This is a genomic window from Leptospira mayottensis 200901116, assembly GCF_000306675.2.
Classification (GTDB): domain Bacteria; phylum Spirochaetota; class Leptospiria; order Leptospirales; family Leptospiraceae; genus Leptospira; species Leptospira mayottensis.
The window spans coordinates 60,335-82,849 of sequence record NZ_CP024873.1 but is presented as its reverse complement, the minus strand read 5'-3'; the positions used below and the strand labels follow the sequence as shown (position 1 = coordinate 82,849).

The 22,515-nt window shown below is 33.2% G+C and carries 24 protein-coding genes and 3 pseudogenes; 15 read left to right on the top strand and 12 right to left on the bottom strand.

Annotation, left to right across the window (positions count from 1 at the left end; translation table 11 throughout):
* The first annotated feature begins 6 nt into the window (after window positions 1-6).
* From LEP1GSC190_RS19410 to LEP1GSC190_RS19395, 4 genes are all read left to right on the top strand, one after another.
* Window positions 7-348, top strand: a complete 342-nt coding sequence (locus tag LEP1GSC190_RS19410) for a hypothetical protein (RefSeq protein WP_002746227.1) — start codon at window positions 7-9, stop codon at window positions 346-348.
* Between the two features lie 66 nt (window positions 349-414).
* Window positions 415-684 (top strand): hypothetical protein, encoded by a 270-nt coding sequence (locus LEP1GSC190_RS19405; RefSeq protein WP_002746268.1) that lies wholly within the window; start codon window positions 415-417, stop codon window positions 682-684.
* Window positions 681-1,061 carry a hypothetical protein gene (locus LEP1GSC190_RS19400; protein ID WP_002746233.1) on the top strand — a complete coding sequence of 127 codons (381 nt, stop codon included), beginning with the start codon at window positions 681-683 and terminating at the stop codon, window positions 1,059-1,061. The genes LEP1GSC190_RS19405 and LEP1GSC190_RS19400 overlap by 4 nt, the downstream gene beginning before the upstream one ends.
* Before the next feature lie 563 nt (window positions 1,062-1,624).
* Window positions 1,625-2,509: a hypothetical protein gene (locus tag LEP1GSC190_RS19395; protein ID WP_002746312.1), complete on the top strand. Its 885-nt coding sequence runs from the start codon at window positions 1,625-1,627 to the stop codon at window positions 2,507-2,509.
* A 155-nt stretch (window positions 2,510-2,664) separates the two neighbouring features.
* On the opposite strand, the gene LEP1GSC190_RS19390 is transcribed toward LEP1GSC190_RS19395, so the two are convergent.
* Window positions 2,665-3,498 carry a hypothetical protein gene (locus LEP1GSC190_RS19390; protein WP_237578404.1) on the bottom strand — a complete coding sequence of 278 codons (834 nt, stop codon included), beginning with the start codon at window positions 3,496-3,498 and terminating at the stop codon, window positions 2,665-2,667.
* A 357-nt stretch (window positions 3,499-3,855) separates the two neighbouring features.
* Here LEP1GSC190_RS19390 and LEP1GSC190_RS19385 point away from each other — a divergent pair, with 357 nt between their 5' ends.
* Entirely contained in the window at window positions 3,856-4,179 is a 324-nt protein-coding gene (locus tag LEP1GSC190_RS19385; protein WP_036037404.1) for a hypothetical protein, read from the top strand.
* A gap of 352 nt (window positions 4,180-4,531) precedes the next feature.
* On the opposite strand, the gene LEP1GSC190_RS19380 is transcribed toward LEP1GSC190_RS19385, so the two are convergent.
* Entirely contained in the window at window positions 4,532-5,896 is a 1,365-nt protein-coding gene (locus tag LEP1GSC190_RS19380) for a Shedu immune nuclease family protein (RefSeq protein ID WP_002746235.1), read from the bottom strand.
* 237 nt (window positions 5,897-6,133) lie between these two features.
* Here LEP1GSC190_RS19380 and LEP1GSC190_RS19370 point away from each other — a divergent pair.
* Window positions 6,134-7,206 (top strand): IS3 family transposase gene (locus LEP1GSC190_RS19370; RefSeq protein ID WP_420844327.1). Its coding sequence is split into 2 segments (ribosomal slippage): window positions 6,134-6,371 and window positions 6,371-7,206, totalling 1,074 coding nucleotides; the frame shifts between segments, so codons are not numbered across the junction.
* Between the two features lie 7 nt (window positions 7,207-7,213).
* Window positions 7,214-8,305: pseudogene (locus tag LEP1GSC190_RS19365) on the top strand (IS256 family transposase); the annotation flags it as partial.
* A 122-nt stretch (window positions 8,306-8,427) separates the two neighbouring features.
* On the opposite strand, the pseudogene LEP1GSC190_RS19360 reads toward LEP1GSC190_RS19365, so the two are convergent.
* Window positions 8,428-8,670: pseudogene (locus LEP1GSC190_RS19360) on the bottom strand (transposase); the annotation flags it as partial.
* A 745-nt stretch (window positions 8,671-9,415) separates the two neighbouring features.
* Between LEP1GSC190_RS19360 and LEP1GSC190_RS19350 the strand changes: the two are divergent.
* The 4 genes from LEP1GSC190_RS19350 (at window position 9,416) to LEP1GSC190_RS19335 (ending at window position 12,939) form a co-directional block, all read left to right on the top strand.
* Entirely contained in the window at window positions 9,416-9,721 is a 306-nt protein-coding gene (locus LEP1GSC190_RS19350) for a hypothetical protein (protein ID WP_237578403.1), read from the top strand.
* 143 nt (window positions 9,722-9,864) lie between these two features.
* Window positions 9,865-10,602: a caspase family protein gene (locus LEP1GSC190_RS19345; RefSeq protein ID WP_002746224.1), complete on the top strand. Its 738-nt coding sequence runs from the start codon at window positions 9,865-9,867 to the stop codon at window positions 10,600-10,602.
* A gap of 90 nt (window positions 10,603-10,692) precedes the next feature.
* Window positions 10,693-12,591: a DEAD/DEAH box helicase gene (locus LEP1GSC190_RS19340; protein WP_237578402.1), complete on the top strand. Its 1,899-nt coding sequence runs from the start codon at window positions 10,693-10,695 to the stop codon at window positions 12,589-12,591.
* 15 nt (window positions 12,592-12,606) lie between these two features.
* Window positions 12,607-12,939 carry a hypothetical protein gene (locus tag LEP1GSC190_RS19335; RefSeq protein ID WP_237578401.1) on the top strand — a complete coding sequence of 111 codons (333 nt, stop codon included), beginning with the start codon at window positions 12,607-12,609 and terminating at the stop codon, window positions 12,937-12,939.
* A 109-nt stretch (window positions 12,940-13,048) separates the two neighbouring features.
* Here the strand turns inward: LEP1GSC190_RS19335 and LEP1GSC190_RS19330 are convergent, their stop codons facing one another.
* From LEP1GSC190_RS19330 to LEP1GSC190_RS20650, 5 genes and pseudogenes are all read right to left on the bottom strand, one after another.
* Window positions 13,049-14,239 carry an IS256 family transposase gene (locus LEP1GSC190_RS19330; RefSeq protein ID WP_002746300.1) on the bottom strand — a complete coding sequence of 397 codons (1,191 nt, stop codon included), beginning with the start codon at window positions 14,237-14,239 and terminating at the stop codon, window positions 13,049-13,051.
* A 50-nt stretch (window positions 14,240-14,289) separates the two neighbouring features.
* Complete coding sequence (locus LEP1GSC190_RS19325; RefSeq protein ID WP_002746313.1) at window positions 14,290-14,439, bottom strand: transposase; 150 nt, start codon at window positions 14,437-14,439, stop codon at window positions 14,290-14,292.
* 149 nt (window positions 14,440-14,588) lie between these two features.
* Window positions 14,589-14,987, bottom strand: a pseudogene (locus LEP1GSC190_RS19320) (hypothetical protein); the annotation flags it as partial.
* Window positions 14,988-15,002: 15 nt separating this feature from the next.
* Window positions 15,003-15,404 (bottom strand): IS5 family transposase, encoded by a 402-nt coding sequence (locus tag LEP1GSC190_RS20655; protein WP_036036267.1) that lies wholly within the window; start codon window positions 15,402-15,404, stop codon window positions 15,003-15,005.
* A 47-nt stretch (window positions 15,405-15,451) separates the two neighbouring features.
* Window positions 15,452-15,799: an IS5 family transposase gene (locus LEP1GSC190_RS20650; protein ID WP_002724411.1), complete on the bottom strand. Its 348-nt coding sequence runs from the start codon at window positions 15,797-15,799 to the stop codon at window positions 15,452-15,454.
* Between the two features lie 222 nt (window positions 15,800-16,021).
* Here LEP1GSC190_RS20650 and LEP1GSC190_RS19305 point away from each other — a divergent pair, with 222 nt between their 5' ends.
* From LEP1GSC190_RS19305 to LEP1GSC190_RS19290, 4 genes are all read left to right on the top strand, one after another.
* Entirely contained in the window at window positions 16,022-16,489 is a 468-nt protein-coding gene (locus LEP1GSC190_RS19305; protein WP_002749079.1) for a hypothetical protein, read from the top strand.
* A 538-nt stretch (window positions 16,490-17,027) separates the two neighbouring features.
* A complete protein-coding gene (locus LEP1GSC190_RS19300; protein ID WP_002764326.1) occupies window positions 17,028-17,951 on the top strand; it encodes a hypothetical protein in 924 nt (307 codons plus the stop codon).
* A 5-nt stretch (window positions 17,952-17,956) separates the two neighbouring features.
* The gene (locus LEP1GSC190_RS19295) at window positions 17,957-18,901 is read left to right on the top strand and encodes a hypothetical protein (RefSeq protein ID WP_002749081.1); all 945 of its coding nucleotides are present in this window, start codon (window positions 17,957-17,959) and stop codon (window positions 18,899-18,901) included.
* Window positions 18,894-19,229 carry an STAS-like domain-containing protein gene (locus tag LEP1GSC190_RS19290; RefSeq protein ID WP_235590165.1) on the top strand — a complete coding sequence of 112 codons (336 nt, stop codon included), beginning with the start codon at window positions 18,894-18,896 and terminating at the stop codon, window positions 19,227-19,229. Before LEP1GSC190_RS19295 ends, LEP1GSC190_RS19290 begins: the two co-directional genes overlap by 8 nt.
* A gap of 193 nt (window positions 19,230-19,422) precedes the next feature.
* On the opposite strand, the gene LEP1GSC190_RS19285 is transcribed toward LEP1GSC190_RS19290, so the two are convergent.
* From LEP1GSC190_RS19285 to LEP1GSC190_RS19275, 4 genes are all read right to left on the bottom strand, one after another.
* The gene (locus LEP1GSC190_RS19285) at window positions 19,423-20,232 is read right to left on the bottom strand and encodes an SH3 domain-containing protein (protein ID WP_173380623.1); all 810 of its coding nucleotides are present in this window, start codon (window positions 20,230-20,232) and stop codon (window positions 19,423-19,425) included.
* A 148-nt stretch (window positions 20,233-20,380) separates the two neighbouring features.
* Window positions 20,381-20,653 carry a BrnA antitoxin family protein gene (locus LEP1GSC190_RS19280; protein ID WP_002749082.1) on the bottom strand — a complete coding sequence of 91 codons (273 nt, stop codon included), beginning with the start codon at window positions 20,651-20,653 and terminating at the stop codon, window positions 20,381-20,383.
* 395 nt (window positions 20,654-21,048) lie between these two features.
* Entirely contained in the window at window positions 21,049-21,216 is a 168-nt protein-coding gene (locus LEP1GSC190_RS19995) for a hypothetical protein (RefSeq protein WP_002748939.1), read from the bottom strand.
* 173 nt (window positions 21,217-21,389) lie between these two features.
* Window positions 21,390-22,364 carry an Rpn family recombination-promoting nuclease/putative transposase gene (locus LEP1GSC190_RS19275; protein WP_002748943.1) on the bottom strand — a complete coding sequence of 325 codons (975 nt, stop codon included), beginning with the start codon at window positions 22,362-22,364 and terminating at the stop codon, window positions 21,390-21,392.
* Between the last annotated feature and the right edge of the window lie 151 nt (window positions 22,365-22,515).

Sequence of the window (22,515 nt, the reverse complement as noted above, 5' to 3'; positions counted from 1 at the left end):
AATTATATGAAACAAAAACTAAAATCAAAAGAAATTATCGAAAAACATACCAATTCTTCAAAGGTAAAGGATCAGGATCAAAGTTTAGGCCATACGGTTATCGTTAAAAAAAGTCTTTTTCGAAAATCTAACCAAGCTTTTTTCTTAGGTTTATTTTTTTTACTTTTAGGTCTTTTTCTTTTAAGATTTTTTCCGGAACAGAAAATTTCGGAAGGATTCGGGGGAGTGAGTGTTCATGGTCTTTTTTTAACTTCGGGTATCGTTTTAATGTCCTGGTTTAAATCGGGTGAGATTTTAAGGTCATTAGGTGATTTTATTTCTAAAGCGCGCGGAGGTGGTAATTCCTAACCCTTTCTAAAAAACAAATACACGTACACGTAATCTTTGAAATCAATATTTTATGAGGTTACATCTATGAAAAACTTACTACTTCGTTTAAAAAACTTAATCATTAAGAACAAATCCTTTTTTATCTTTTTTCTTTTCATTATAATTCTATTTGTTTCTTTTTTTAAAATCAATCATCTTGAAATCAAGATCAATCATGAACCTGTCGAAAACGTTTCTCCTGTAGACTACTCAAGAGACCGTTCTAAACTTGTTTGTTATGCGAATAACACTCCGAAAGAAGTTCAAGATACCTGTGATATCTTGAGTCCCGAATCGAAAGGAAAAAAGAAATGAAACACCTTGTATGTCTTTCTATTCTATTTCTATTTAATTGTTCTACGTTTGGAAGTGTTCCTCTTCAATCAAATCTAAATCCTTCTCGTGATACCGGTTGTTCCGAATTAAAAGGGGCCTCTTGGTTTTTATGTCTTGAGAAACTTCACACAAATTGGCAAAAAATAGAATCCTCCAAAGCCACGGTGACTATCCTTTCAAAAGTTAGGGACGGGGAGTATGTACGTTTAAAAAAACGAATCTGTTGGTCTGAGTTTTTTTGTCGGGATTTTGAGGAAGCCGTCTACGCTCCCACTTTTTTTCAAAGGCTAAAAGTCACTCTTTCCACGGTTTTAATTTCCGTCTGTATCGGTTTTCTTTTCGGGATTTTCTTTTAAATTGGATATTCGACTTATAACAGGGATTGTTTTAAACTCATTCTTTTATACACTACACTCGGAACCCTTGTTGGATGGTGTTTTTTTGGATTATTAGCTTTGGTTATTTATCTTTGTATTGAGAGAGAGTAGGGGTTTTTAGGTGAAAAAGAAACTATTGATTGTTACTTCGTATTGATTCAATTTCCTCCCAAGAATTTCTAAATAATCTTTATATTCTGTTAGACTCCACTTATGAAGTAGGCTTTATTCTCTAGAGTTTTTATTTATTTAGTTTATAATTAAAAATATTGATTAGTATTAAAAAATTAAATAATGCGTTAATTTAGCCGAATCTATTCAGAGTATAACTTGAAGTTTATTTTATACAAATTCAATATTATAATCTTGAGTTTATTCAATGAATGGTATTAAATGCCTCTACGCTTTCTACCTATATAATATGAATAAAATTAAAATATATTTTTAAGCTCAATTATTTTATAAGAATTATTATCTTTCTTATTTTATTTAATTAGATGGAATAGTTGACTTCTATAATACATCAATGTTGATGATTAAAAATGTCAAAAAATCCGGTGCCGTCAAATTCAAATTTTCCAACTTTTTTATTTGCAGAATTTTTAGAGAGTCAACCTCCAAATCAAATATCTGAAATAAAGAATTTATTTACAAAAAAGGATTATAATTATTACCCTTCAGAATATATTTTGAATTTACCAGAAATTCAACTTCATTGCTCGAATGATTTATGTAACGGCACACGTTTTTTTCGGTCAATTGAAACTGATCCTATCCTGATAAATGTGAATCAAACTAATTTATATATCACATATCAATGTTCAAATTGTCAAAAATATCAAAAGATATTTTCATTATTTTTATTTATAAATGCAGAAAGCAATAGCAATATTAAAAGTTATGCTTTTAAATTTGGTGAATTCCCGAATTTCGGTCCTGTGACTCCATCTCGATTAATTAAATTAATTGGTCCTGATAGAGAAATATTTTTGAAGGGTAGGCAATGTGAAAACCAAGGTCTTGGAATAGGGGCTTATGGTTACTATAGAAGAGTGGTTGAAAGTCAGAAAAATAGAATATTAGAAGAAATCAAGAAAATAGCTCAAAAAGAAAAAATGAATGATGAAAAAATATTATTAATAGAAAGAGCAATAGCTGAAAATCAATTTAGCAAAGCTGTAGAAACAGTTCAAAGAGCAATTCCTGAGAGTATTTTAATGAATGGTCATAATCCATTAAAAATATTGCATAATGCACTTAGCGAAGGTTTACATTCACATTCTGATGAGCAGTGTCTTATATTAGCTCAAAGTATAAGAGTAGTGTTGATTGAACTTTCAGATAGAATTTCATCTGCTCTTAAAGATGAGCGTGAATTGAAACAGGCATTAAATGCATTACTTAATAAAAAACATTCAAATCCTTGAAAAGTCAGGATTTTGTATGCCCGCTAATTGTGGTGTATATGGGCGCCTCGCCTCAATCATGATACGTTCGAGTGTGTGGGGTCTTTTGCTGGTTCACAATACAAGATCCGTGAAAGCGAACATTAATTTATTAAAAGAACATATGCCGTAACATTTTACGTTTCTAATATACTTTCAAATATTTGCGAATAAAGAATTGGATATTTTAAAAGTATTGTTCTAAAAGCATTCTCATTTACCTTAAGAAACTCTCTACTTTTACTTTTTTCAGTTTTCATTAAAATCGAAAATTCTTTAGCAATTACACGATCTGCAAATCCTAATTCGTAACCATTTATTGAAGTAAAAGACGACAATCCATATTTTACACTTTTTTGCAAAATTTTTACTCTTTCTATAAGTTCAACCATTTCTTGAGGAAATAAAAGCTCTATAATTTCAACAACCGCTCCAAGTATTACTGATCCTTCATAGGAAATTGCGTTTTCACAAATTTCGACAACATGCTCAAGTTTATAATTTCGTCTTTGTATCCTACTGACTAGCTTTACTCCAGTTGAAATGAAATTATTGAATATTTCATAAAATGGTTTCCCTTCAATCCAATCATATGCCAACGTTAGTAAGCTTGATTGCGAACTGCATTTAACGAACATATTGTTTTTAGTATGTTCGAGAAGAATAGGCCATAGTTTCTGAAACAATAATCTATTATCTTTTACATTATTCAATGTTTCTATATTTAACTGAATCCAGGATTCTATCTTTTGTATTTCCCTTATCCCAAATAAGGTTTTTCCATAAATTTTCCTCTTTTTTGAATCAGTAACCTCATTTAAAATCCGATTCGCTATTATAGTAAATATTTCAATTATTTGCTCTTTTTCTATAGCGTTGGCTAAGTGATAGGCAAGAGTATTCTTGGCTAACTCGCTTATACTTCCTAAACTACTCTCGTCGTTTAATCCTTCGGGCCATTGTGAAAGCAAAAAACTTTCAATTGAGGAAATGATATTAATCTTCCAATTTACCTGTCTCTGCAAATCTTGTTTAGTGTATTTTTTTCAGCATATTTATTTACTATATTTTCTTAACAATTGCGGAATCCATCGAGGCCCGGTCCCATGCTATCTTATTCTTCACATCATAATATTTTAAAATAACGTGAGTTCGGCGTAAGAAGGAAAAAAGAGTAAAAATCTTGTACTGAAAAGCGCCAGATCGCATATTGAACCAAATTTCCGACAAGAAAAGGGAAATGTAACATATTTTATATATTTCTTAATTTGACATTTAGCATTTTATTTATACTTTTGTAATATCTTTAATTAATTGGAAAGAAAATAATGAAAATTTATTTAATATTCGTCCCTCCTGGTGGTGGGGAAGCTGATTATCAACTACAACTTGAATCTAATTCTATACCACAACCGGGTGACTATATTACAATAAAACGTAAAGGAGTTGATGGCACTGAAGACTTTATAGCAAAACGTTCTTGGTGGTCACTCTCATTAGAAAAAGAAGATGGTGTATGTAAAGTTGACTCAGTTAGTGTTGAATGCGAATTTGCTTTAGGTCCTTTTTCCTCTGAGAACCATAAAAGGAATGTTCAAATATACAATATTAAAAATGGTAAGACTTTAGAATTTGATGATTCAACATATTAATTTAAGTCATCCCGAATTAACTTTTTATATGATATTTTCATTTCTTAAAATGAATAAAAAATATTAGATTTTCTTATCAATTTAATGGATGTGAAGTAAGAAGCAAGGATTTACTTTTTCAATATTTTTAGAAAAATTTAGATAAAGACTTTTATTACTATCTTTTGTAGCATCCAACAAGGATCGAAAAAATTTATCGAAGACTCTAGTGTTTTGAGTTTTCTTCTGGTTTCATTTTCACCGGCTTTTACGTGGTTTCTGGATGTTTTATGAGGATTTTGTTTCTAAGTTTTTCTACTTGGATAGCATTTTATTTGCGTTATTCGCTATTGTAACTCTTTTTCAGGGACGACTAACTACCTTCTAATGAATGTATTAATAGTCGCATTTTTTCAAAAAGTTCATCGAAAGTAATTATTTGAATATTCTGTAGTTGTTGTCGAAATAACTCAAAAGATTTTACTTTTTCTTCGGAATCTAATTCCGTTGCGAAATTTCCCACTATGAGTATGCAAGAAGGATCATATGCATGAAATATTCCTTTATTTAAATTTGCCAGCTGGTAATAGTTTTTTAAAAGTTCGTCTTTATAATTAGAAAGCTGTACAATCGCTCCAGATAATTCAGCAGAAATATTATAAATGGTACTACGATAATTCGAGCCTAATAATCTTGTGGCCGGGGTTTTTAATTCAATTATACTTGTGTTCTTTGTTAATTTATTAACGAAAAGATAATCCACTAACGATCCTCCAGTATTATGAATACTCTTGCCACCTAAGTAAGCTTTAGATTTCATAATTGTAACTGGAGATGTAAAAAGTTGAGAAATTACGTATGAGTTATCTTCAAACTCTTTTTGCCAAAAGTCTTCGGAAGAATGGAGTAGATTTTCCTCCCATCGTAGTAAACAATTCTTTAAAGTTACAATACCGGATAATGTATTTAGTTTGCTTAAATTTTCCGGAGTAAGTTTGCTGAAGTTTTTTAATAATTCAGGATTTTCCTCGTTTTCAACTATCCAATCAATTATATCAGAAATTATTTCCGAATCTTTAATTTTTTCTTCTAGAAATTTTAGATTAACTTTACTTCCATTTTTAACGTAATTTTGTTTACTAGAAGAATCTACGACTTGTCGATCTTGTCCGAGAAATCTACGAATCAATTTGTTTTCATCATAAGAGACACTTTTGGGATTAATTCTTAAAACGTTGATTTGATCAGAAGTAAATGAATTATAAAAGTTATTTAAATTTTCTAATACTAAAGCTCCTTCTTCATGACTTAGTACCCCATAACCATCAACAAAGAATGCTTTCACATCCATTAAATTCATAACAAACAAATCTGGATTAAAAAGTCTTAGATAATCGAAATCTAATGAACCGCCGTCAATGGATAATAGATCAAATTGTATTTTTCGTAACTTCTTAGCATCACTTTCTTCTAATTCAAAATTAAGATCTTCAATTTGATAGCTTTCAAAGTAGTTTTTGCCCGTCATTTCATCAATTCTTTCAATATCGAAAACTCGAACTCCAACAATGTTCTTTGGTAAGGTATTCAAAACTATATTCTTTGCGTTTACAGAGACACGGCGTATAGAGTTATCTTCAACATTATAAGAATCAGATATTAGATCAATAATGGGCCATCCGGCCCCGTCCCTACCTATAAATTCTAACGCTTCATAGGTTAATTTCCATTTTGCCATAATTTTTTCTTAACCATAACCTAATTTTCCCGATGTCATGGATCGGGAAGCGGCCTTAAAAGCCGTGAACGATTTTTTCACTTAAATTTATTCTAGTACATGAAAAGTCAAGTGAGAGTCGCATCAGCGATTTCGAACGAAGTTAGACGCCGGTAGTCAGTCTGACCTAGCCCCCGAATTTAGAACCATTTAGAATGTTTGAAATCCTCTCAAGAACATAAAATTTTGGAGGAAAACATGAAAAAACGTTTCAGTGAAGATCAAATTCATAAGATTCTAAAGGAATCTGAATCAGGGATATCGACTCCTGAACTTTGTCGTAAATACGGAATCAGTGGTAACACTTTTTACCGTTGGCGTTCGAAATACGGCGGGTTAGAACTAAACGATCTAAAACGGATGAAGACTTTAGAGGAAGAAAACAGTAGGCTAAAGAAACTGTATGCAGAGTTAGCTTTAGAAAATGAAGCGATCAAGATGTTACTCGAAAAAAAGTGGTGAGCCGTGAGCAGAAACGAGAGGCGCTCCTGTTAATCAAAACGCGGCTTGGAGAACGGAAATCCTGCCGTCTTTTGCAAATCTCCAGAACCGGCTTTCGACATCGTTCCAGGCTTCAGGACAAAAACATGGAATTGAAGGATCGAATTCTCACTTTAGCGTATAAGCATAAAAGGGCGGGATACAGACAGATTCATGATTTTATTCGGCAAGAAGAACGAGTAAACCATAAACGAATCTATCGCTTGTATTCAGCATTGGGCTTAAAATACCGAATCAAACCGAAACGAAAGAGAGTATCGTTACCTGCGATTCCAAAGATTGTTCCTAAGAAACCGGAGGAAAGGTGGTCGATGGATTTCATGTCGGATTCACTCTACTCGGGAAGAAAATTCAGAATATTGAATATCATCGATGACTTTGGACGATTCGCCGTGGCAACGCAGGTGGAATTCTCAATCACTTCGGAACGATTAGTAAGAATTTTGAATGAAGTATCTGAAGTCCATAGCCTGCCAAAACAAATCGTTGTGGATAACGGTCCCGAATTCACATCAAAAGCTTTTTTACGATGGGCTTTTGAAAAAGGAGTCGATATTCATTTTATTACGCCGGGTAAGCCTACTGAGAATACCTTCATCGAGAGCTTTAACGGAAAAATGCGAAACGAATGTTTAAATGAAAATTGGTTTAAGAATATTGAAGAAGCACAGCGCCTTGTCGAGGACTGGAGAAATTTCTATAATTCTGAAAGGCCACATAGTTCTCTTGGGGGACTTACTCCGGAGGAATATTTAAGACGCTCTGCTTAAGTGGATTTTGACACTTTACACTGGTACTAAAAACGGGGGCATCTCAGGCAATAACACAGGAAATTCTCGGAATGGAAAAAGTAACAAAAAGCTCAAAGGAGATTTTGGTTCTATCGATTTGGAAGTACCTCGAGATAGAAACGGAAGTTTCGAACCGCAGATCATTCAAAAAGGACAGACACGCTTTACCGGCTTCGACGATAAGATCATTTCGATGTATTCTCGTGGAATGACCACACGAGAAATTACCCAACATCTCCAAGAAATCTATCAAGTGGAAGTCTCAGCGGATCTGATCTCAGAAGTCACCGATTCGGTAATGACCACGGTGATCGAGTGGCAGAATCGCCCCTTGGATAAAGTATATCCAATTCTCATCATGGACGCGTTAGTCGTAAAGGTGAGAGACGGCCACCACGTTCAAAACAAATCCTTCTATTTGGCTTTAGGAAGCAATCTACAGGGCACAAAAGAGATACTTGGGATTTGGGTGGAGCGCACCGAAGGAGCGAAGTTCTGGCTTCAGATCTTAACCGATTTAAAGAATCGCGGAGTTGAAGATATCTTAATCGCCTGCGTTGACGGGTTAAAAGGATTTCCGGATACGATCATATCAGTTTTTCCTAATGCACAAGTTCAACTTTGTATCGTTCATATGGTAAGGAATTCTTTGAAATGGGTTTCTTACAAACAGAAGAAAGAGTTGATGATTGATTTAAAGGCTATCTACAAATCTCCGTCGGCAGAGATTGCTAAGAAAAGCCTTGATGATTTTTCCGCCAAATGGGACAGTCAATATCCGATGATCAGCAAGTCCTGGAGAAACAATTGGGAATCGGTGATTCCTTTTTTGGCTTATCCACCTAATATTCGTAAGGCGATTTACACCACAAACGCTATCGAATCTATGAATATGGGTTTAAGAAAAATTATCAAGAATCGGGGTTCGTTTCCTACCGATGAAGCGGCTATCAAGCTTCTTTATTTAGCTTTGAATAATATGTCTAAAAAATGGACCATGCCTATTCAAGATTGGGGAAAAGCAATGAATCAATTTTCGATTATTTTCGGCGATCGGTTGAAGTTCGATTCGTTTTAAGATATGTCATTTACACAGGAGCGCTGACACCCTCATTCCCAATTATTTCTCCAAGACTTACTGATCATCGGATACTGACTGTCCCATTTGGTTGAAAAATCATCAAGGCTTTTCTTCGCGTTCTCGTCCTTTAATCTCAGATTCTCTTTACGAAGTCTTTTCAATTTTCCGCATTCCTTAAGCTGTTTATCCGTAAGTGGTTGCTCTGTTTCCTTCTTTTTCAAATGCTCGGCCTTCCATTGTCTCAATACAAAATAGCTAACTCCTAAGGACTCTGCTACTTCTTTTATTGTAAACGATCCGTTTAACGTCCGGTTTACCGCTTGTTCCCGAAACTCCGGCGAATATTTTCTTCTTCCTTTCATTCTCACCTTTTACCTCTATTCTTGGAAAAAAAGGTGTCTTCTTTTATGTACTAGGCCACATTGCATTTTTTAACCGATTTGGAAGGAAGTAAAATTATTAATTTAGATTTGTTTATTATCAAAACTATATGTAATTAATTTATAAATATATTTTATATAAATTAGATTGATGGAATAATACTCTTTTATGACATTCGTATATTGTAGTTTCTTTAATTTATAGATTACTACCCGGACGCATGAGAATAGTACCAAGTTATTAACGGCCGAATTTACGAAAAAATAGTGGTACTTAAAAAATACCGCAAATTCGGGATTTACGGCATTTTAAAGCAGGACCAAAATATCCAAATTTTTGAAATAATCTACCCAAGTATTTTATTCATGTGTCCGAGTAGTAAGAATTGGATTGCACATATGTAAGAACAGCCTAAAAAGTAAATATATGGAAGATCAGGAAAAAATACAGAATTGAACTATTAAAGATAATCGCAAGGTTTTCAGGATATAGCCCTGCTACAATAGTATCCTCTGATTCAATAAGAAAATATATCGTTGACTTTAACAAAAATTACTTTATAGCAAATTCAGTTATTTTAAGTGATATTTAGAAATTTATCCTGTGAAAACTACATTAGGATTATAAATGAAAATTTTCTTCTAACGTCTAACTCTGTTGTATTCTTACAACATTAGAAGTAATCACCTAATTTTTTTAAAAACGAATTGAAAAAGTAAATCAGTAATGATCGAAATAGAAAATAAATTAACTTTCGCTGCTATTGTCGCATTAGTTTCAATGTTATTTTCTGGAATAACATCCTACCTAATTGCGTTATTTAACAATAAAAAATCAGAAGAAAAAGCGCTTAGAGATTCTTTAACACAAATTAATAATCTTAATATCCAATATCCATATTTAGAAAGCAAAGAGTATATAGTTGAATTTTCTTCTAAAATCAAATTAGAAGAAAAAGATCTGAGATATGATAGCTATTGTATAATTGTTTTTAATTATTTAGAGAGATTATCTATATTTTGCAAATTCTAAAATGGAAGAATACGTACATGTTCCTGAATTAATAATTCCTCATAAATATTGGTGGAAAAAATTAATTCACACAGAGTTTAAGCAGTTGGGTTATCATAAGAAATTTATTAGAATAGTTAATCGAATAATTATGGAAGAATAAAATGAAAAGAATATGTTTATTAATTGGAGCTCCTGGCTCAGATACGAAAGGAAATTATCTTAATGGTGTTTCTGTTGATATGGAAAGGATGAGACAATATCTTTATAGCAATGTTGGTGGTGCCTGGTATCCAAATGAAATTGAACAAGTTGTGAATCCAAGTAAACATAAATTATTATCATTATTAAATAAAATTAAATATTCTGATTACTCGCTAATTCTTTTTTCCGGGCATGGTGGCACTTCAATAAAAAATGGAAAAACTTATATCGAAATTAATTCTGATGGAGATGATTTTGAGGCTGAAGGTTTAATTAATTATACTGACCGTGAGGTTGTCATAATAGATAGTTGTCGAAGCTATTTTACTCCACCGACTTCACTCCAAGGTGATACTTACTATAAATCTTTAATTAATGAACAAACGAATTTAGCATTAAAACATCGAAGATTTTATGATGAACAAGTTCTTGCCGCTGATCCAGGATCACTTATATTATACGCATGTTCGATTGGAGAGACAGCAAATGATACAAATGAAGGTGGAATTTTTACTCAAAATTTGATTTCTACAGGAAACAATATCAATAATTATAAGGATCGAAATATATTTCAAGAATTGAATTACACTTTTAATACTGCTAAGAATCTCGTATCGCAAAGATTTAGAACACAACACCCAACGATGGAGGGTTCGATTAAAAGAAATACTTGGTTTCCATTTGCAGTAAAAGTATAACGACGACTTCAAATTGTATTTTTAGTATATATTGGTTTTTAGACAATTAGTAGGATTATAGAATATTATTTAATTGGACAAGAGGGGATAATGAATCTTAACTTCGAAATGGACTATTGGCTTACAAAAAATGTAAATATCCAAGAAAATCTTGAACTTCGTGAGCCTCAAATAGAAGCATATTGGGAAGTCTATGAACATTTTATAATAGATCGCAAAGCAAGTGACGCAATTGTAGTAATTCCTACAGGTGTCGGCAAAACTGGCCTTATAGGGATATTACCCTATAAAATTTCTAAAGGACGTGTACTTGTTATTACTCCTCGATTGGTTATAAAAGATTCAATATTAGGCGCATTAAACCCAAATTCACCAGATAATTTTTGGTTTACAAGAAATGTTTTTAAAGATGTTCGAGATCTCCCTATAGTTATAGAATATAAGCGAGGAGTTAAGTTAGAATATTTGAATAACTCTAATCTTGTAATATTAAATATTCATAGATTGCAAGATCACTTAGAGTCAAGCCTCCTTAACCAAGTGAAAAGTGACCATTTCGATATGATTATTATTGATGAAGCCCATCATTCACCAGCAAAAACATGGGTAAATACCATAAAATATTTTTCTAATGCAAAAATTGTAAAATTAACAGGAACTCCTTTTAGAACAGATGAAGTTGATATTTCTGGAGAACTAGTATATAAATATAAATTAAGTAGAGCAATGGCAAAAAATTTCGTTAAAAAATTGGAAAATATTTCGTATGTTCCTGAAGATTTGCTTTTAACAATAGATAACGACGAATCAAAAACTTATAATGTTGATGAAATTTATAAATTGGGGATAAAAGACGAAGATTGGATAAGTCGTTCTGTTGCTTATTCGCGAGAATGCTCTTTAATGATTGTAAGGAAAAGTATTGAACTACTATTACAAAAACGAGTGAACGGTCGAAATATTCCTCACAAAATAATTAGTACATCTTGCAGTATATCTCATGCAGAACAAATAAAAATGCTTTACGAGTCAGAAGGACTTCGAACAGCAATTGTTCATAGTCGCCAAGAGGAAGGAGAGCGCAAAGAAATTCTTAATTTAATTGAAAATCATGAAGTTGATGTTATAGTAAATGTTGCCATGCTTGGTGAAGGATATGATCATCCATTTTTATCTGTAGCTGCGATTTTTCGCCCCTTTAGAGCGTTATTGCCTTACATGCAATTTATAGGTAGAATATTAAGAATCATCCCATCTCATTACAATCCAAAAACTGAAGATAATATTGGTTGGATAGTTTCACATAAACATTTGTATCTTGACAAGTTGTGGGAAGATTACAAGCAAGAAATAAATGAATCAGCTTATATTAATGAAATCAATGATACCCAAGAATTTATCGAAGAAACTAGTAATGCGCGTGAATTGCTCTTACGAGACAATTTGTTAGGAATTGTAACCGAAAAAGGAATCGGAACTCTTCAAATAGATCCCTATTTAACCAAGGAAATAGAGGAGGCTAGAATAGAAGAACAGAAGATACGTGATGAAAAAATCAAAAAGATAATGGAGCTTGGCGTCTCATCTTATGAAGAAGCTAATAGATTTTTAGATCAAATAGAAGGTCAATCACAAAATATTAAAAACCCAGTTGCCTTTGAAGAGGGGAAACGTCAGATAGTGACAACAAAAATAAATATGCTAGTTCCCGATATTCTTTCACGTTATGGATTAAGTCCGAAAGGTAGTGAACTTAAAAATTGTTCACGACTTTTTGGAGATCAAGATTATAGTTGGATACTCAAAAAAAATAACAAAAATGACGCGATGTTGTCGATATATATAAGAACAACGATGAAAAACTATTTCAATAGGCCAATTTCAGAATGGAGTTTAAGGGATTTAAATTTAGCGGAAGAAAGACTTGATAAAATTCGAGAATACGTCGATAGTGCTATTAAAGCATTTGTAACTGATCAACTTGGATAAAAGGGTACATATTTTATGAATAAAGATCAATTAAGACAAATATACAATCTTATTTACTCTTCTATAATCACTCCTGAAAATTTAGTTGATAATTTGCGGAAAGATATGTATACATCGATTAATTTCTACAAAACAGCTAACGGTATTATCTCTGAGGTTAATGCTACTCTTAAAAATGGAGAAAAAGTTACCTACAGTTATTCATTCGATAAAAATGAAAAACTTCAGTCTTTAATAAAAAAATTAGACACAAGTTTCGAACCTTTATTTGATCGAAATGATTCCCTTGTAAAAAATCTTAAAAAGACAAAACTAAAAAAAATCGAAGAAGAACTTTTACCTTTTTAAAGATTATCTTTGTTGTTACTTATTTTCCGGTACTCATTTTTATAGTAATGAGTCAAGTTATTTTTCAGATGTTGAGAGGGTGTCAGCGCTCCTGTGTAAATGACATATCTTAAAACGAATCGAACTTCAACCGATCGCCGAAAATAATCGAAAATTGATTCATTGCTTTTCCCCAATCTTGAATAGGCATGGTCCATTTTTTAGACATATTATTCAAAGCTAAATAAAGAAGCTTGATAGCCGCTTCATCGGTAGGAAACGAACCCCGATTCTTGATAATTTTTCTTAGCCCCATATTCATAGATTCGATGGCGTTTGTGGTGTAAATCGCCTTACGAATATTAGGTGGATAAGCCAAAAAAGGAATCACCGATTCCCAATTGTTTCTCCAGGACTTGCTGATCATCGGATATTGACTGTCCCATTTGGTTGAAAAATCATCAAGGCTTTTCTTAGCAATCTCTGCCGACGGAGATTTGTAGATAGCCTTTAAATCAATCATCAACTCTTTCTTCTGTTTGTAAGAAACCCATTTCAAAGAATTCCTTACCATATGAACGATACAAAGTTGAACTTGTGCATTAGGAAAAACTGATATGATCGTATCCGGAAATCCTTTTAACCCGTCAACGCAGGCGATTAAGATATCTTCAACTCCGCGATTCTTTAAATCGGTTAAGATCTGAAGCCAGAACTTCGCTCCTTCGGTGCGCTCCACCCAAATCCCAAGTATCTCTTTTGTGCCCTGTAGATTGATTCCTAAAGCCAAATAGAAGGATTTGTTTTGAACGTGGTGGCCGTCTCTCACCTTTACGACTAACGCGTCCATGATGAGAATTGGATATACTTTATCCAAGGGGCGATTCTGCCACTCGATCACCGTGGTCATTACCGAATCGGTGACTTCTGAGATCAGATCCGCTGAGACTTCCACTTGATAGATTTCTTGGAGATGTTGGGTAATTTCTCGTGTGGTCATTCCGCGTGAATACATCGAAATGATTTTGTCATCGAAGCCGGTAAAACGTGTCTGACCTTTTTGTATGATCTGAGGTTCGAAACTGCCGTTTCTGTCTCGAGGTATTTCCAAATCGATTGTTCCAAAATCTCCTTTGAGCTTTTTGCTACTTTTTCCATTCCGAGAATTTCCTGTGTTATTGCCCAACGAGGAATTCTTCTCATATCCAAGGTGATGCGTCATCTCACCTTGCATCGCTCGCTCTATCAGTGATTTCGTTAGTTGCTTTAAGAGGCCTTCATTTCCCAGTAGATCTTCAGCTCGATTTTTGGGTTTGCTCATATTGGGTTTATCCTTGTTACTTTTTGGTTATTCACAAGTCATTTACACAATCAAGCCGACACTCTCTTCTTCCAATTTATCAAGGTATTCAAAGAAACTCCCAAATCCTTCGATATCTGGGTCATTGATTTCCTGGACTTTATCAGGAGTTCGACCGTACTCTTCTTAAATCTTTCGTCATATTGTGTTTTACGAGCCATGCTTTTTATCCTTTTTCTTTTGCACGTCCGTGTCCACTCATTCGGGGGAAGTTCACGTGAGAGTTCCCACAGAAACCGTCGTATTGAAGGTTTTTCCTGTCGTTTAAGATTGTAATAGCTCCTACATTCCTAAGGTTTTGAGACGGGTTCTAAGTAATTCTTAATAACTTTTCGAACTCTTCAAATGCTTCCTTTCCCAATGCACCTTCTTTAAGACACCATTCTTTGACTTTTCTCAATTCAAAACGTTGATTCCTTGCTACTAACAATGCTTGATCGAGACATTCCCGTGCATTGAAATGTATGTAAGAAGATAGCCTGTCTTTTATACAATCAGTCGGTGAAAATATTTTTAAGATTTTACCTTCAATTTCTTTTTCATCTGGAATGATCTTATAATCATCACCAATTGAAACAGGGGCGGAAAGGAATTCAATAAAAAGATGATTGTATTTTGGGTGAACATAATGACGACTTCTTTTATAAAATCCCAATTCTTCCATTACTGATTTTATTTCAGACGCTTTGGATAAAAGTGGTTCAACTAAGATCCGGTCTCAAAACTATCTATTAAAGAAATTGAAAACAATAATAGTGCTCGCGAGGTAAAGAGAAGCCATATAATTTTCAGATTTTCTTTCCCACCGGATAAGGATAGCCCTGAATCGATTGTGCCAACTGTTAGTTCTTTCAACGACCCATCTTCGAGGCTTTCCTTTATATTTACCGATCAATGGTTTCTCGCCTCTTCTTCGAATGTGAGGCCGGATATTTCTTCTTCTAATTAATTTTTCCGTATCTTTAAAGTCATATCCTTTATCAAGACAGAGATGTTTTGGTTTCTTTTTTCTTCTACCGGAAAAAATCAGGATTGAATTTAAAGTCTCTTTTACGTTATGCTTGTCATGAACATTGGCTCCACTCAATGTTATGGCCAATGGAATTCCATTTCCATCCGTAAGAATATGCCGTTTAACCCCTAATTTGGCGCGGTCTGTAGGGTTTTTGCCGGTTAAACTCCCCCTTTGGGAGCTTTAACAATTGCGGAATCCATCGAGGCCCAGTCCCATGCTATCTTATTCTTCACATCATAATATTTTAAAATAGATTTATAAACCTTTTTGAATACTCCCGCTCGCTCCCATTCTTGGAATCTTCTGTGACAAGTTTGACCAGATCCGAAGTTACTCGGAATTGCCCGCCACTGACAGCCTGTTTTCATTCGATAGATGATCCCCGCCATTACCACTCTTGTAGGTAATCGATTGCGACCTCCTTGGAGATTTGCCCTAACTTTTGGGATTAATGGTTCTATTTTTTCCCAAAGTGCATCGGGGATCTCTGAATAATATTTGTCCATTTCACAAGTAAATAATTACGATTCAAAAGTACAACCAGTTTTGAGACCGGCTCTAAGTCTATATCTCCAGAACGATACGCACCTCGTGAATAGATCGAAACGACGGCACCTCCTACACATTTTGAAATTGAAGAAGACATTAAAATTTTAACAGGAATTGAAGAAGAAGACCTATATTCTTACGGAATTCCAATAGAATCAGCTTCGATTAAAATATCTGAAATGACGGATAAAGCAATATGTATAGTTACTCATTTTGGTATTGAGTTCGATAGGGTTATTTATGAAAGGTTAATGAATTTAGTTAAATATAAAAATAAAAAAGTTTTTTGGATAGATACTGGATATGATATAGCCTATCCTAAAAATATTCGAACCAGGAAATTAAATTATTTATCTTTTGAACATGGATTAATGCCTTTTCAAAGTCATAGGGCTCTATTCGACGTTTTCACTATGTTGAATATACTTAGTAAATATAATATTGATGAAATAATACAATTTGCTCAAACACCACTTTTAAGAGTAACCGCACATTTGGATTTTGATAAAAAAGATTTAGCAATTAAATCGGGTTTTCACTGGAATAAAGAAAAAAAATTATGGGCTAAAGTAATACGTGAAGGAATGTTAAAAAAAGAAAATTTAGATTTTAAAATTGAAAAAGAAATTATTTATCAAAATACTTAAAATAAATTTTTGATTTAGTTAAGAACTTATCCCAAAACACGAAAAGAAATCAGCACAATCACTTTATAAGTTCGTAATAGAGCGTGGAAGTTCCCGCAGATCGGTGATTTATGGATTTTCTAACGAATTTTATCGTTGGACAATTCTCGTAGGAGTTCCTACACCCGAGGTTTTGGGACAAGTTCTAAATGGAAAAGTTTTTAAAAAACTACTTTAACAGTATTTACCTTACAGTTTCTTCTGAAAGAAACCCGAAACTTACGACTCCATTTTTGACGAACTTAAGTTTTGACAGTATCAGCAATTTTGTGTAAATGACGTTCTTTAAAATAACTCGAAATTCAATCGGTAGCTTTGTAAAGTGGGGATTTTGTGGATTAGTTCTGAAGATAATTGTTTTTTTTATTTTAAAAAAGTAGATTAGTATCTTATTCTCATATTATTTTTCATTGTAGTAATTCTATCCTTATTCATTTTTGTATTCAGTTCAATGAATACTGAGATAAATGAAACTGTCGAAAAATCCCTTTGGGATCAAATGAAATCCTCTTTAAACGAACGAGTGGGAAGCCCATTTTATTTTTCTTTCGCGATTTCCTTTTTAATGTGGAATTGGGATATTTTTTATATTCTACTCTTTGAAAGTTATAGCTATGAAAAGTTTAGAATTTCACTTACTAATTATGATTTCACAATTTGGAAAACTACTGGGACCGCATTTATTTATTCTCTTATTTATACTATACCCAATTTGATTTCTGATAACTTTTCTTTTCGTTTCAAAATTTTTAATGAGAACAATAAAAATAAATATCAAGAAAAAAGTCTATTTCTTAATTCGATAACCAGTGACAAAATCAAACATGGGTATGAAGATTCAATATCGAAATTAAATAAAAAAATTGAACATTTGAACTCTGCATTAGAGAAAATTCACAGTTATTATCATAACTATATGACTTCATACTTTTTAAAGGAAAACAATTTAACGAATGCAATATTATCTCTAGAAATGTGTTGGAAAAATCAGGACTATTTTTCTAACGATATAGGAAAATCAGTTGGTTTATTGAATATAGATTCCAATGAGAGAAGACCGATATTAACCAATTCTCCAGATTTCAATACGAATAGCCGACTCGATGAAAAAGGAATTATTCTCGCAGTATATGAGAAAGAAATTCTAATCGCAAAAAAAGGTACTATACCGTTGGAATTTTTTAAGAATTCAATTTCTAATTATGAAGAATTATTTAACAAAATTCAAAAAAAGGAATTCGGTATTGAAATTTATTTAAGTAAAGTTCCAGGAACGATGATTGCACATTTCAATACTCCCGAAACTAAAAATGAAGCTTCTATAAACTATTATGGCGCTTATACTTTAATTGGAATAGCTATGGATATCGGTATAACTTTAAATTTTCAAAATAAATCATCTTTGCCAATGCACTTTTTTTAAAACTAATGTCTTTACTTGAATCGATTCGACAATTTCAAAATACCGAAATCCAAAACTTAAATCAATGGATTTTAAAAAAAGATTTTTATCTGCCAAGTTTTTGGGTTTTTTTGACTTCGCGCGTCTCTAATACTACCAATTATATAATAGTAAACAGAGATGAAGTCAAAAGCTATATTAATACGATCGGTCTCAATAAATTTGCGAATACGTCTATACCAATACAAGAAGTAATAAGACCTAGTGAAGGCAAAACTTATACACAAATCCAAAAAATTCAAATTTATAATGATGTTGAAAATGCAAATACTGGTATTTATGAATGTTTCAATAATTATTTCAAGTCTTTCAAATTAACAGATAACGAACTAAGTCCACTTTTTCATACAATAGGAGAGCTTCATGATAACGTCAGTTCACACTCTTTAGGAACTGGATTTTCTATGGCACAAGCTTATAAAGAGAATTTTGAATTTGCAATTTCTGATAACGGAATTGGGTTTTTAAAAGAAATACAAAATCGAAAGCCAGAATTAAAGGTTACCGATGATAAAGAAGCGATCAAGTGGTGTCTTCAAGTATCGAATTCGACAAAAAAACTAGATGAGTTTTCACAACGTCTTCCAGAAGGCCATTCTGGGCGTTCTCCATTTCCCAATTCTTATGTCTCTCAAAGAGGGGATGGGAATCACCATATCGGATATGGCTTATATGAACTTCATAAGTTTGCAAAAAATTACAGTGGAAGGTTAGAAATTGTCAGTGGATTAGGGTATTATATACTAAATTTCGATGGAAGTTCCAGATTACAGGATTTATCCCAAAATTTTAATGGAGTTTCTATTAGTCTAAGATTTAATTTGATGAAATTAAAGGGAAATTTGCAAGAGAAGTTATTGCAAACTCCTCTTAATTCGTCGATGATTATTAGGGAGGAAGATTATGAATAGCAGCGTAAAAATTACTTTTGAAAATAATATTCTTTCTTCTCGTGAAAACGGCCGTCTCAAACGCCAAGAAGTTGAGAAGCTCCTTAACCTTGGGAATTCTATAGTGTTTGATATTTCCAATATTCGCTTCATCGCAGGATCTTACGCAGACGAGTTATTTGGAGTACTTTTCATCAAATTGGGTGACGAATTTAAAAACCGAATCAGTTTCAAAGTTCGGAATAAAGAAGAAAGTGCTTCTGTTATTTCGACAATCTCTGACGCATTAGATATTCGTTTAAATATCACTTCTACGAATAAAGATCCAGTTCTAAGCAACTTCCCATAATTCGCTTCTATGCCTCAAAAATGAACGAATGTTTCGGCACATGATAACACTTACTCTAAAGGTTTTGTTAGGAACACAATACGCTCAAAAAGTTTGTAAAAAATGAAGTGTAATACGTAATAGTTTTTATAAGACAAATTTGATTTCATACCATTAAACGAAACCTGGAAGTCAAGTTAGGCACCGTTTTTGCTTACTGAGCTAAATTCGATAGTTTGCAGTTGGTTAGTTTATATTTTTTTTCAATCAATTTGTTTATTTTACTTTTCTGTAGTATATATCCCGTTGAAGTTTCGTATTCAAAAAAATAGTTTTCAGTCTTCAATTCCGAAATTTGCTCAAATGGAGCTCCAGGAAGGGAAGTAAAATTTTCATTAAGTATTTTGTCCATATCATAAGTTTGCACACCGGAACTGTTGATAGTAATAAAACAGTTAGATTCAATATAGTTAAAGCTTGGATATAGACCTCGGTAAATTTGAAATAGCCTGTCATCTTTTAATATATAAACGGAAGTAACTTTTTGCTCACGCAAATCGTATTTCTCTAATTCATTTAAAATTAAAATTCCATCTTCGACGGAAATCGTAATTTCATAATCATTATAATTACCACCGTATCGTGTATATTTATTGGAAGATTTTTTTACTAGAGGAAATAAATTAGAAACTGTAGATTTAAATTTATTGATAAACAATCCTGCATTAGGATGTATATTCTGATACAAAGTCAAAAAGGACCCATAGACCCAACCCTCTTCTCCTGCTTCATTTTTATATTTATACCAATAATTGCTAAACCCTTCGATCGAATCTTTATGATCGCTTCGTTTGATTAATGTTAAAAGTTCTCCCTTCTTAACAATTCGAATTCTTTTAGAAGCGAGATTGGAGTCACTTCTCACATTAACTGCATCTCCACGAACTATTGCATAAGAAACAATAGCGTTTCTTGTCGAACAGGCTATCATAAATAGAACAATCAAAAGAACAATCAATCTCAATAGTTTTTCCCCTATCAATATATCAGATACAAAAATGCCGTCTAATGTAAGAGTTCTCCGACGTTGCAACCGTAGACGCATTAGCACGACGAGTTCGAGCGAGCGGGGCGTGGAGACGAAGTTATGCAGTAGTGGCTTTAACAGCTTTTTATTTTCTAAGCTCTTCTTCTACTTTATCTGAAAGTAAAAGCTTTATTAAAGATTGATATGGAATATCTTTCTTGTTCGCCATAACTTTCAATCTATCAATTAATGCTTCAGGTAATCTCAGAGAAATCATTTTGGTTGTAGGCTTTAAATTTGGGAAAGACACTTTTTTAGCCTTTGAATAATCGATATAATCCGCAGAATCATTCTTAGTCCAAAAATCAATTTCAGAACTTTCTGATTTTAGATGAGGTATTTTTTTACGAGTTTTCATAGATTTTTCTTTCCCGAGGAGTCATCTCACGAACTGAAATAGGTCGACACAAAGATATGTGTAAGTTTCAAGCAATTTTTAATTCGAATTTACCTGAGACTTTTTTTGATTCATTTTCAAATCGATTGCAATTTTCGCAATGTCGCCTAATGATAAACACCGAATATACGAATGTCATAAAGACACGTTATTCAATCAACCCAAACTTCACAAGAAAGACCCATTACAACAGGCACTTCCGATAATGATAGTTCTGTCACATTATGAACATTTGTTCATTTAAACGTACCCATACATCCTTTACACTTCGTACTCAATACAAGCTTTACAAAAAGGAACGTAAATATGTAACTCACGTTCAATGAATTGGCATAGGATTCTTATATTGCAACACTTTAATATCCGTCACGTTCGTTCGCAGCGGCAAATTCAATCAGTTTGGATTTTGCGCGATGAATATTCCCAAGGGCCTCGTTGATCTCTACCTTGGCTATCACAGGGAGGTAGTCACGTAAATATTTTAACTCTGATTCGATTCGTTGCAATTCCGTGATTGTATCCATTATTTTCCCCCAATCTCTTCCGGATATTCATCGGACTCTCGAATCCAATAGTACAAACAAAGAAGTTTCGTTTTGAAATTTTTGATAAATAACTATATAGAAGTTTTTTAGGTATGTTGAATGAGTAGAAAACGGAAAGTCAAACCTACTCAAAAGTTGGATAGAAGTCGACTTTAAAGAATTCCATTTTCCTTCAGGGTTTTTTCGGAGAGTCCTGTAATTTCTAAAACGGTCTTTAGATCAATTCCTTTCTTTAACATTTTACCGGCATCTTCTAATTTGCCTTCAATCTTGCCTTCAATCTTGCCTTCAATCTTGCCTTCAATCTTGCCTTCAATCTTGCCTTTCTCAACACCTTGTTGTATGCCTTCTGAAATGAGTCTCTCCGCTGTAGTCACTGTTAGTTCCTCGTATTGTTCTAATTTTGATCTTTCCAAAACTCTTTTGAGTTCCGTAGGTTTTAAATCACGGGCCCAATAAATATACAACAACAGTTTCCGTAGGATTGCAACCCTTTTCGATTCTTCCTCTATTCCTAATAGTAGCGAAAATAACCCCGGTAAGTGAGAAACAAATTCCAAATCCCCTTCCCGGATTTTTTGAACCACTCCCAAAGTGACTTGAAAAGTGATACTTTCCAACTTCTTCTTCAACTCTACTTCTTTTAGATCAAACAAGTCTATTTTAAAATCAGGGATAAAGTCTTTTAGAATTTCCGTTTCTTGTTTTGTTAATACGAACTGGTCCAAAAATCGATCTCCCAATTTCCATTCTTTTTCTCCGTGATAGAACACGAATGGAATGACTACGGAAAGTGGCTCTCCATTTCTTTGTTGGTTTCGATAGATTTCCGTTAAATATCCGAGTAATTGAATATAGATGGTGTTTTCTAAATAACTTTTGTGTTCGAAAAGTAAATAGACGTTCGACTTGTTTCCGGACTTGAGAGGGATTTGAAACAGCAAATCCGTTTGTTCTTGTTTTAGTTCCTCGGATATAAAGCTCGATTCGGTCAATTCCAAGTTTTCCAAGTCGAGTAGTTTGACCACTTCCGGCGGTAACGTGTTTTTGAAAAAAGTAGCCGCTTCTTTTTTGTCCTGAAAGGTTTCTCGAATCAATCGATCGTGAGGATTGTTCACTTCGGTCATCCGTTATCCTTGAGCTATCATTTTTTTCGGTCAATTCCATTTGGGAATCCTTCTAACTTACCATTCTTCCGTAAAAGGCAGAGTTCGAAGTTTTTCACAAAAACGTTGTTATATTTGATGGGTGTTTCTACGAATTTTTCCGTGGGAATGG

Excerpts from the sequence above, each read along its gene's own strand:
- LEP1GSC190_RS19280 (WP_002749082.1), bottom strand. The coding sequence starts at position 20,653 with ATGAAAACTCGTAAAAAAATACCTCATCTAAAATCAGAAAGTTCTGAA.
- LEP1GSC190_RS19305 (WP_002749079.1), top strand. The coding sequence starts at position 16,022 with ATGACGGATAAAGCAATATGTATAGTTACTCATTTTGGTATTGAGTTC.
- LEP1GSC190_RS19290 (WP_235590165.1), top strand. The coding sequence starts at position 18,894 with ATGAATAGCAGCGTAAAAATTACTTTTGAAAATAATATTCTTTCTTCT.
- LEP1GSC190_RS19995 (WP_002748939.1), bottom strand. The coding sequence starts at position 21,216 with ATGGATACAATCACGGAATTGCAACGAATCGAATCAGAGTTAAAATAT.
- LEP1GSC190_RS19385 (WP_036037404.1), top strand. The coding sequence starts at position 3,856 with ATGAAAATTTATTTAATATTCGTCCCTCCTGGTGGTGGGGAAGCTGAT.
- LEP1GSC190_RS19405 (WP_002746268.1), top strand. The coding sequence starts at position 415 with ATGAAAAACTTACTACTTCGTTTAAAAAACTTAATCATTAAGAACAAA.
- LEP1GSC190_RS19340 (WP_237578402.1), top strand. The coding sequence starts at position 10,693 with ATGAATCTTAACTTCGAAATGGACTATTGGCTTACAAAAAATGTAAAT.
- LEP1GSC190_RS19400 (WP_002746233.1), top strand. The coding sequence starts at position 681 with ATGAAACACCTTGTATGTCTTTCTATTCTATTTCTATTTAATTGTTCT.
- LEP1GSC190_RS19380 (WP_002746235.1), bottom strand. The coding sequence starts at position 5,896 with ATGGCAAAATGGAAATTAACCTATGAAGCGTTAGAATTTATAGGTAGG.
- LEP1GSC190_RS19295 (WP_002749081.1), top strand. The coding sequence starts at position 17,957 with ATGTCTTTACTTGAATCGATTCGACAATTTCAAAATACCGAAATCCAA.
- LEP1GSC190_RS19325 (WP_002746313.1), bottom strand. The coding sequence starts at position 14,439 with ATGGCTCGTAAAACACAATATGACGAAAGATTTAAGAAGAGTACGGTC.
- LEP1GSC190_RS19345 (WP_002746224.1), top strand. The coding sequence starts at position 9,865 with ATGAAAAGAATATGTTTATTAATTGGAGCTCCTGGCTCAGATACGAAA.
- LEP1GSC190_RS19300 (WP_002764326.1), top strand. The coding sequence starts at position 17,028 with ATGAAATCCTCTTTAAACGAACGAGTGGGAAGCCCATTTTATTTTTCT.
- LEP1GSC190_RS19350 (WP_237578403.1), top strand. The coding sequence starts at position 9,416 with ATGATCGAAATAGAAAATAAATTAACTTTCGCTGCTATTGTCGCATTA.
- LEP1GSC190_RS19335 (WP_237578401.1), top strand. The coding sequence starts at position 12,607 with ATGAATAAAGATCAATTAAGACAAATATACAATCTTATTTACTCTTCT.
- LEP1GSC190_RS19395 (WP_002746312.1), top strand. The coding sequence starts at position 1,625 with ATGTCAAAAAATCCGGTGCCGTCAAATTCAAATTTTCCAACTTTTTTA.
- LEP1GSC190_RS20650 (WP_002724411.1), bottom strand. The coding sequence starts at position 15,799 with ATGGACAAATATTATTCAGAGATCCCCGATGCACTTTGGGAAAAAATA.
- LEP1GSC190_RS19330 (WP_002746300.1), bottom strand. The coding sequence starts at position 14,239 with ATGAGCAAACCCAAAAATCGAGCTGAAGATCTACTGGGAAATGAAGGC.
- LEP1GSC190_RS19275 (WP_002748943.1), bottom strand. The coding sequence starts at position 22,364 with ATGACCGAAGTGAACAATCCTCACGATCGATTGATTCGAGAAACCTTT.
- LEP1GSC190_RS19410 (WP_002746227.1), top strand. The coding sequence starts at position 7 with ATGAAACAAAAACTAAAATCAAAAGAAATTATCGAAAAACATACCAAT.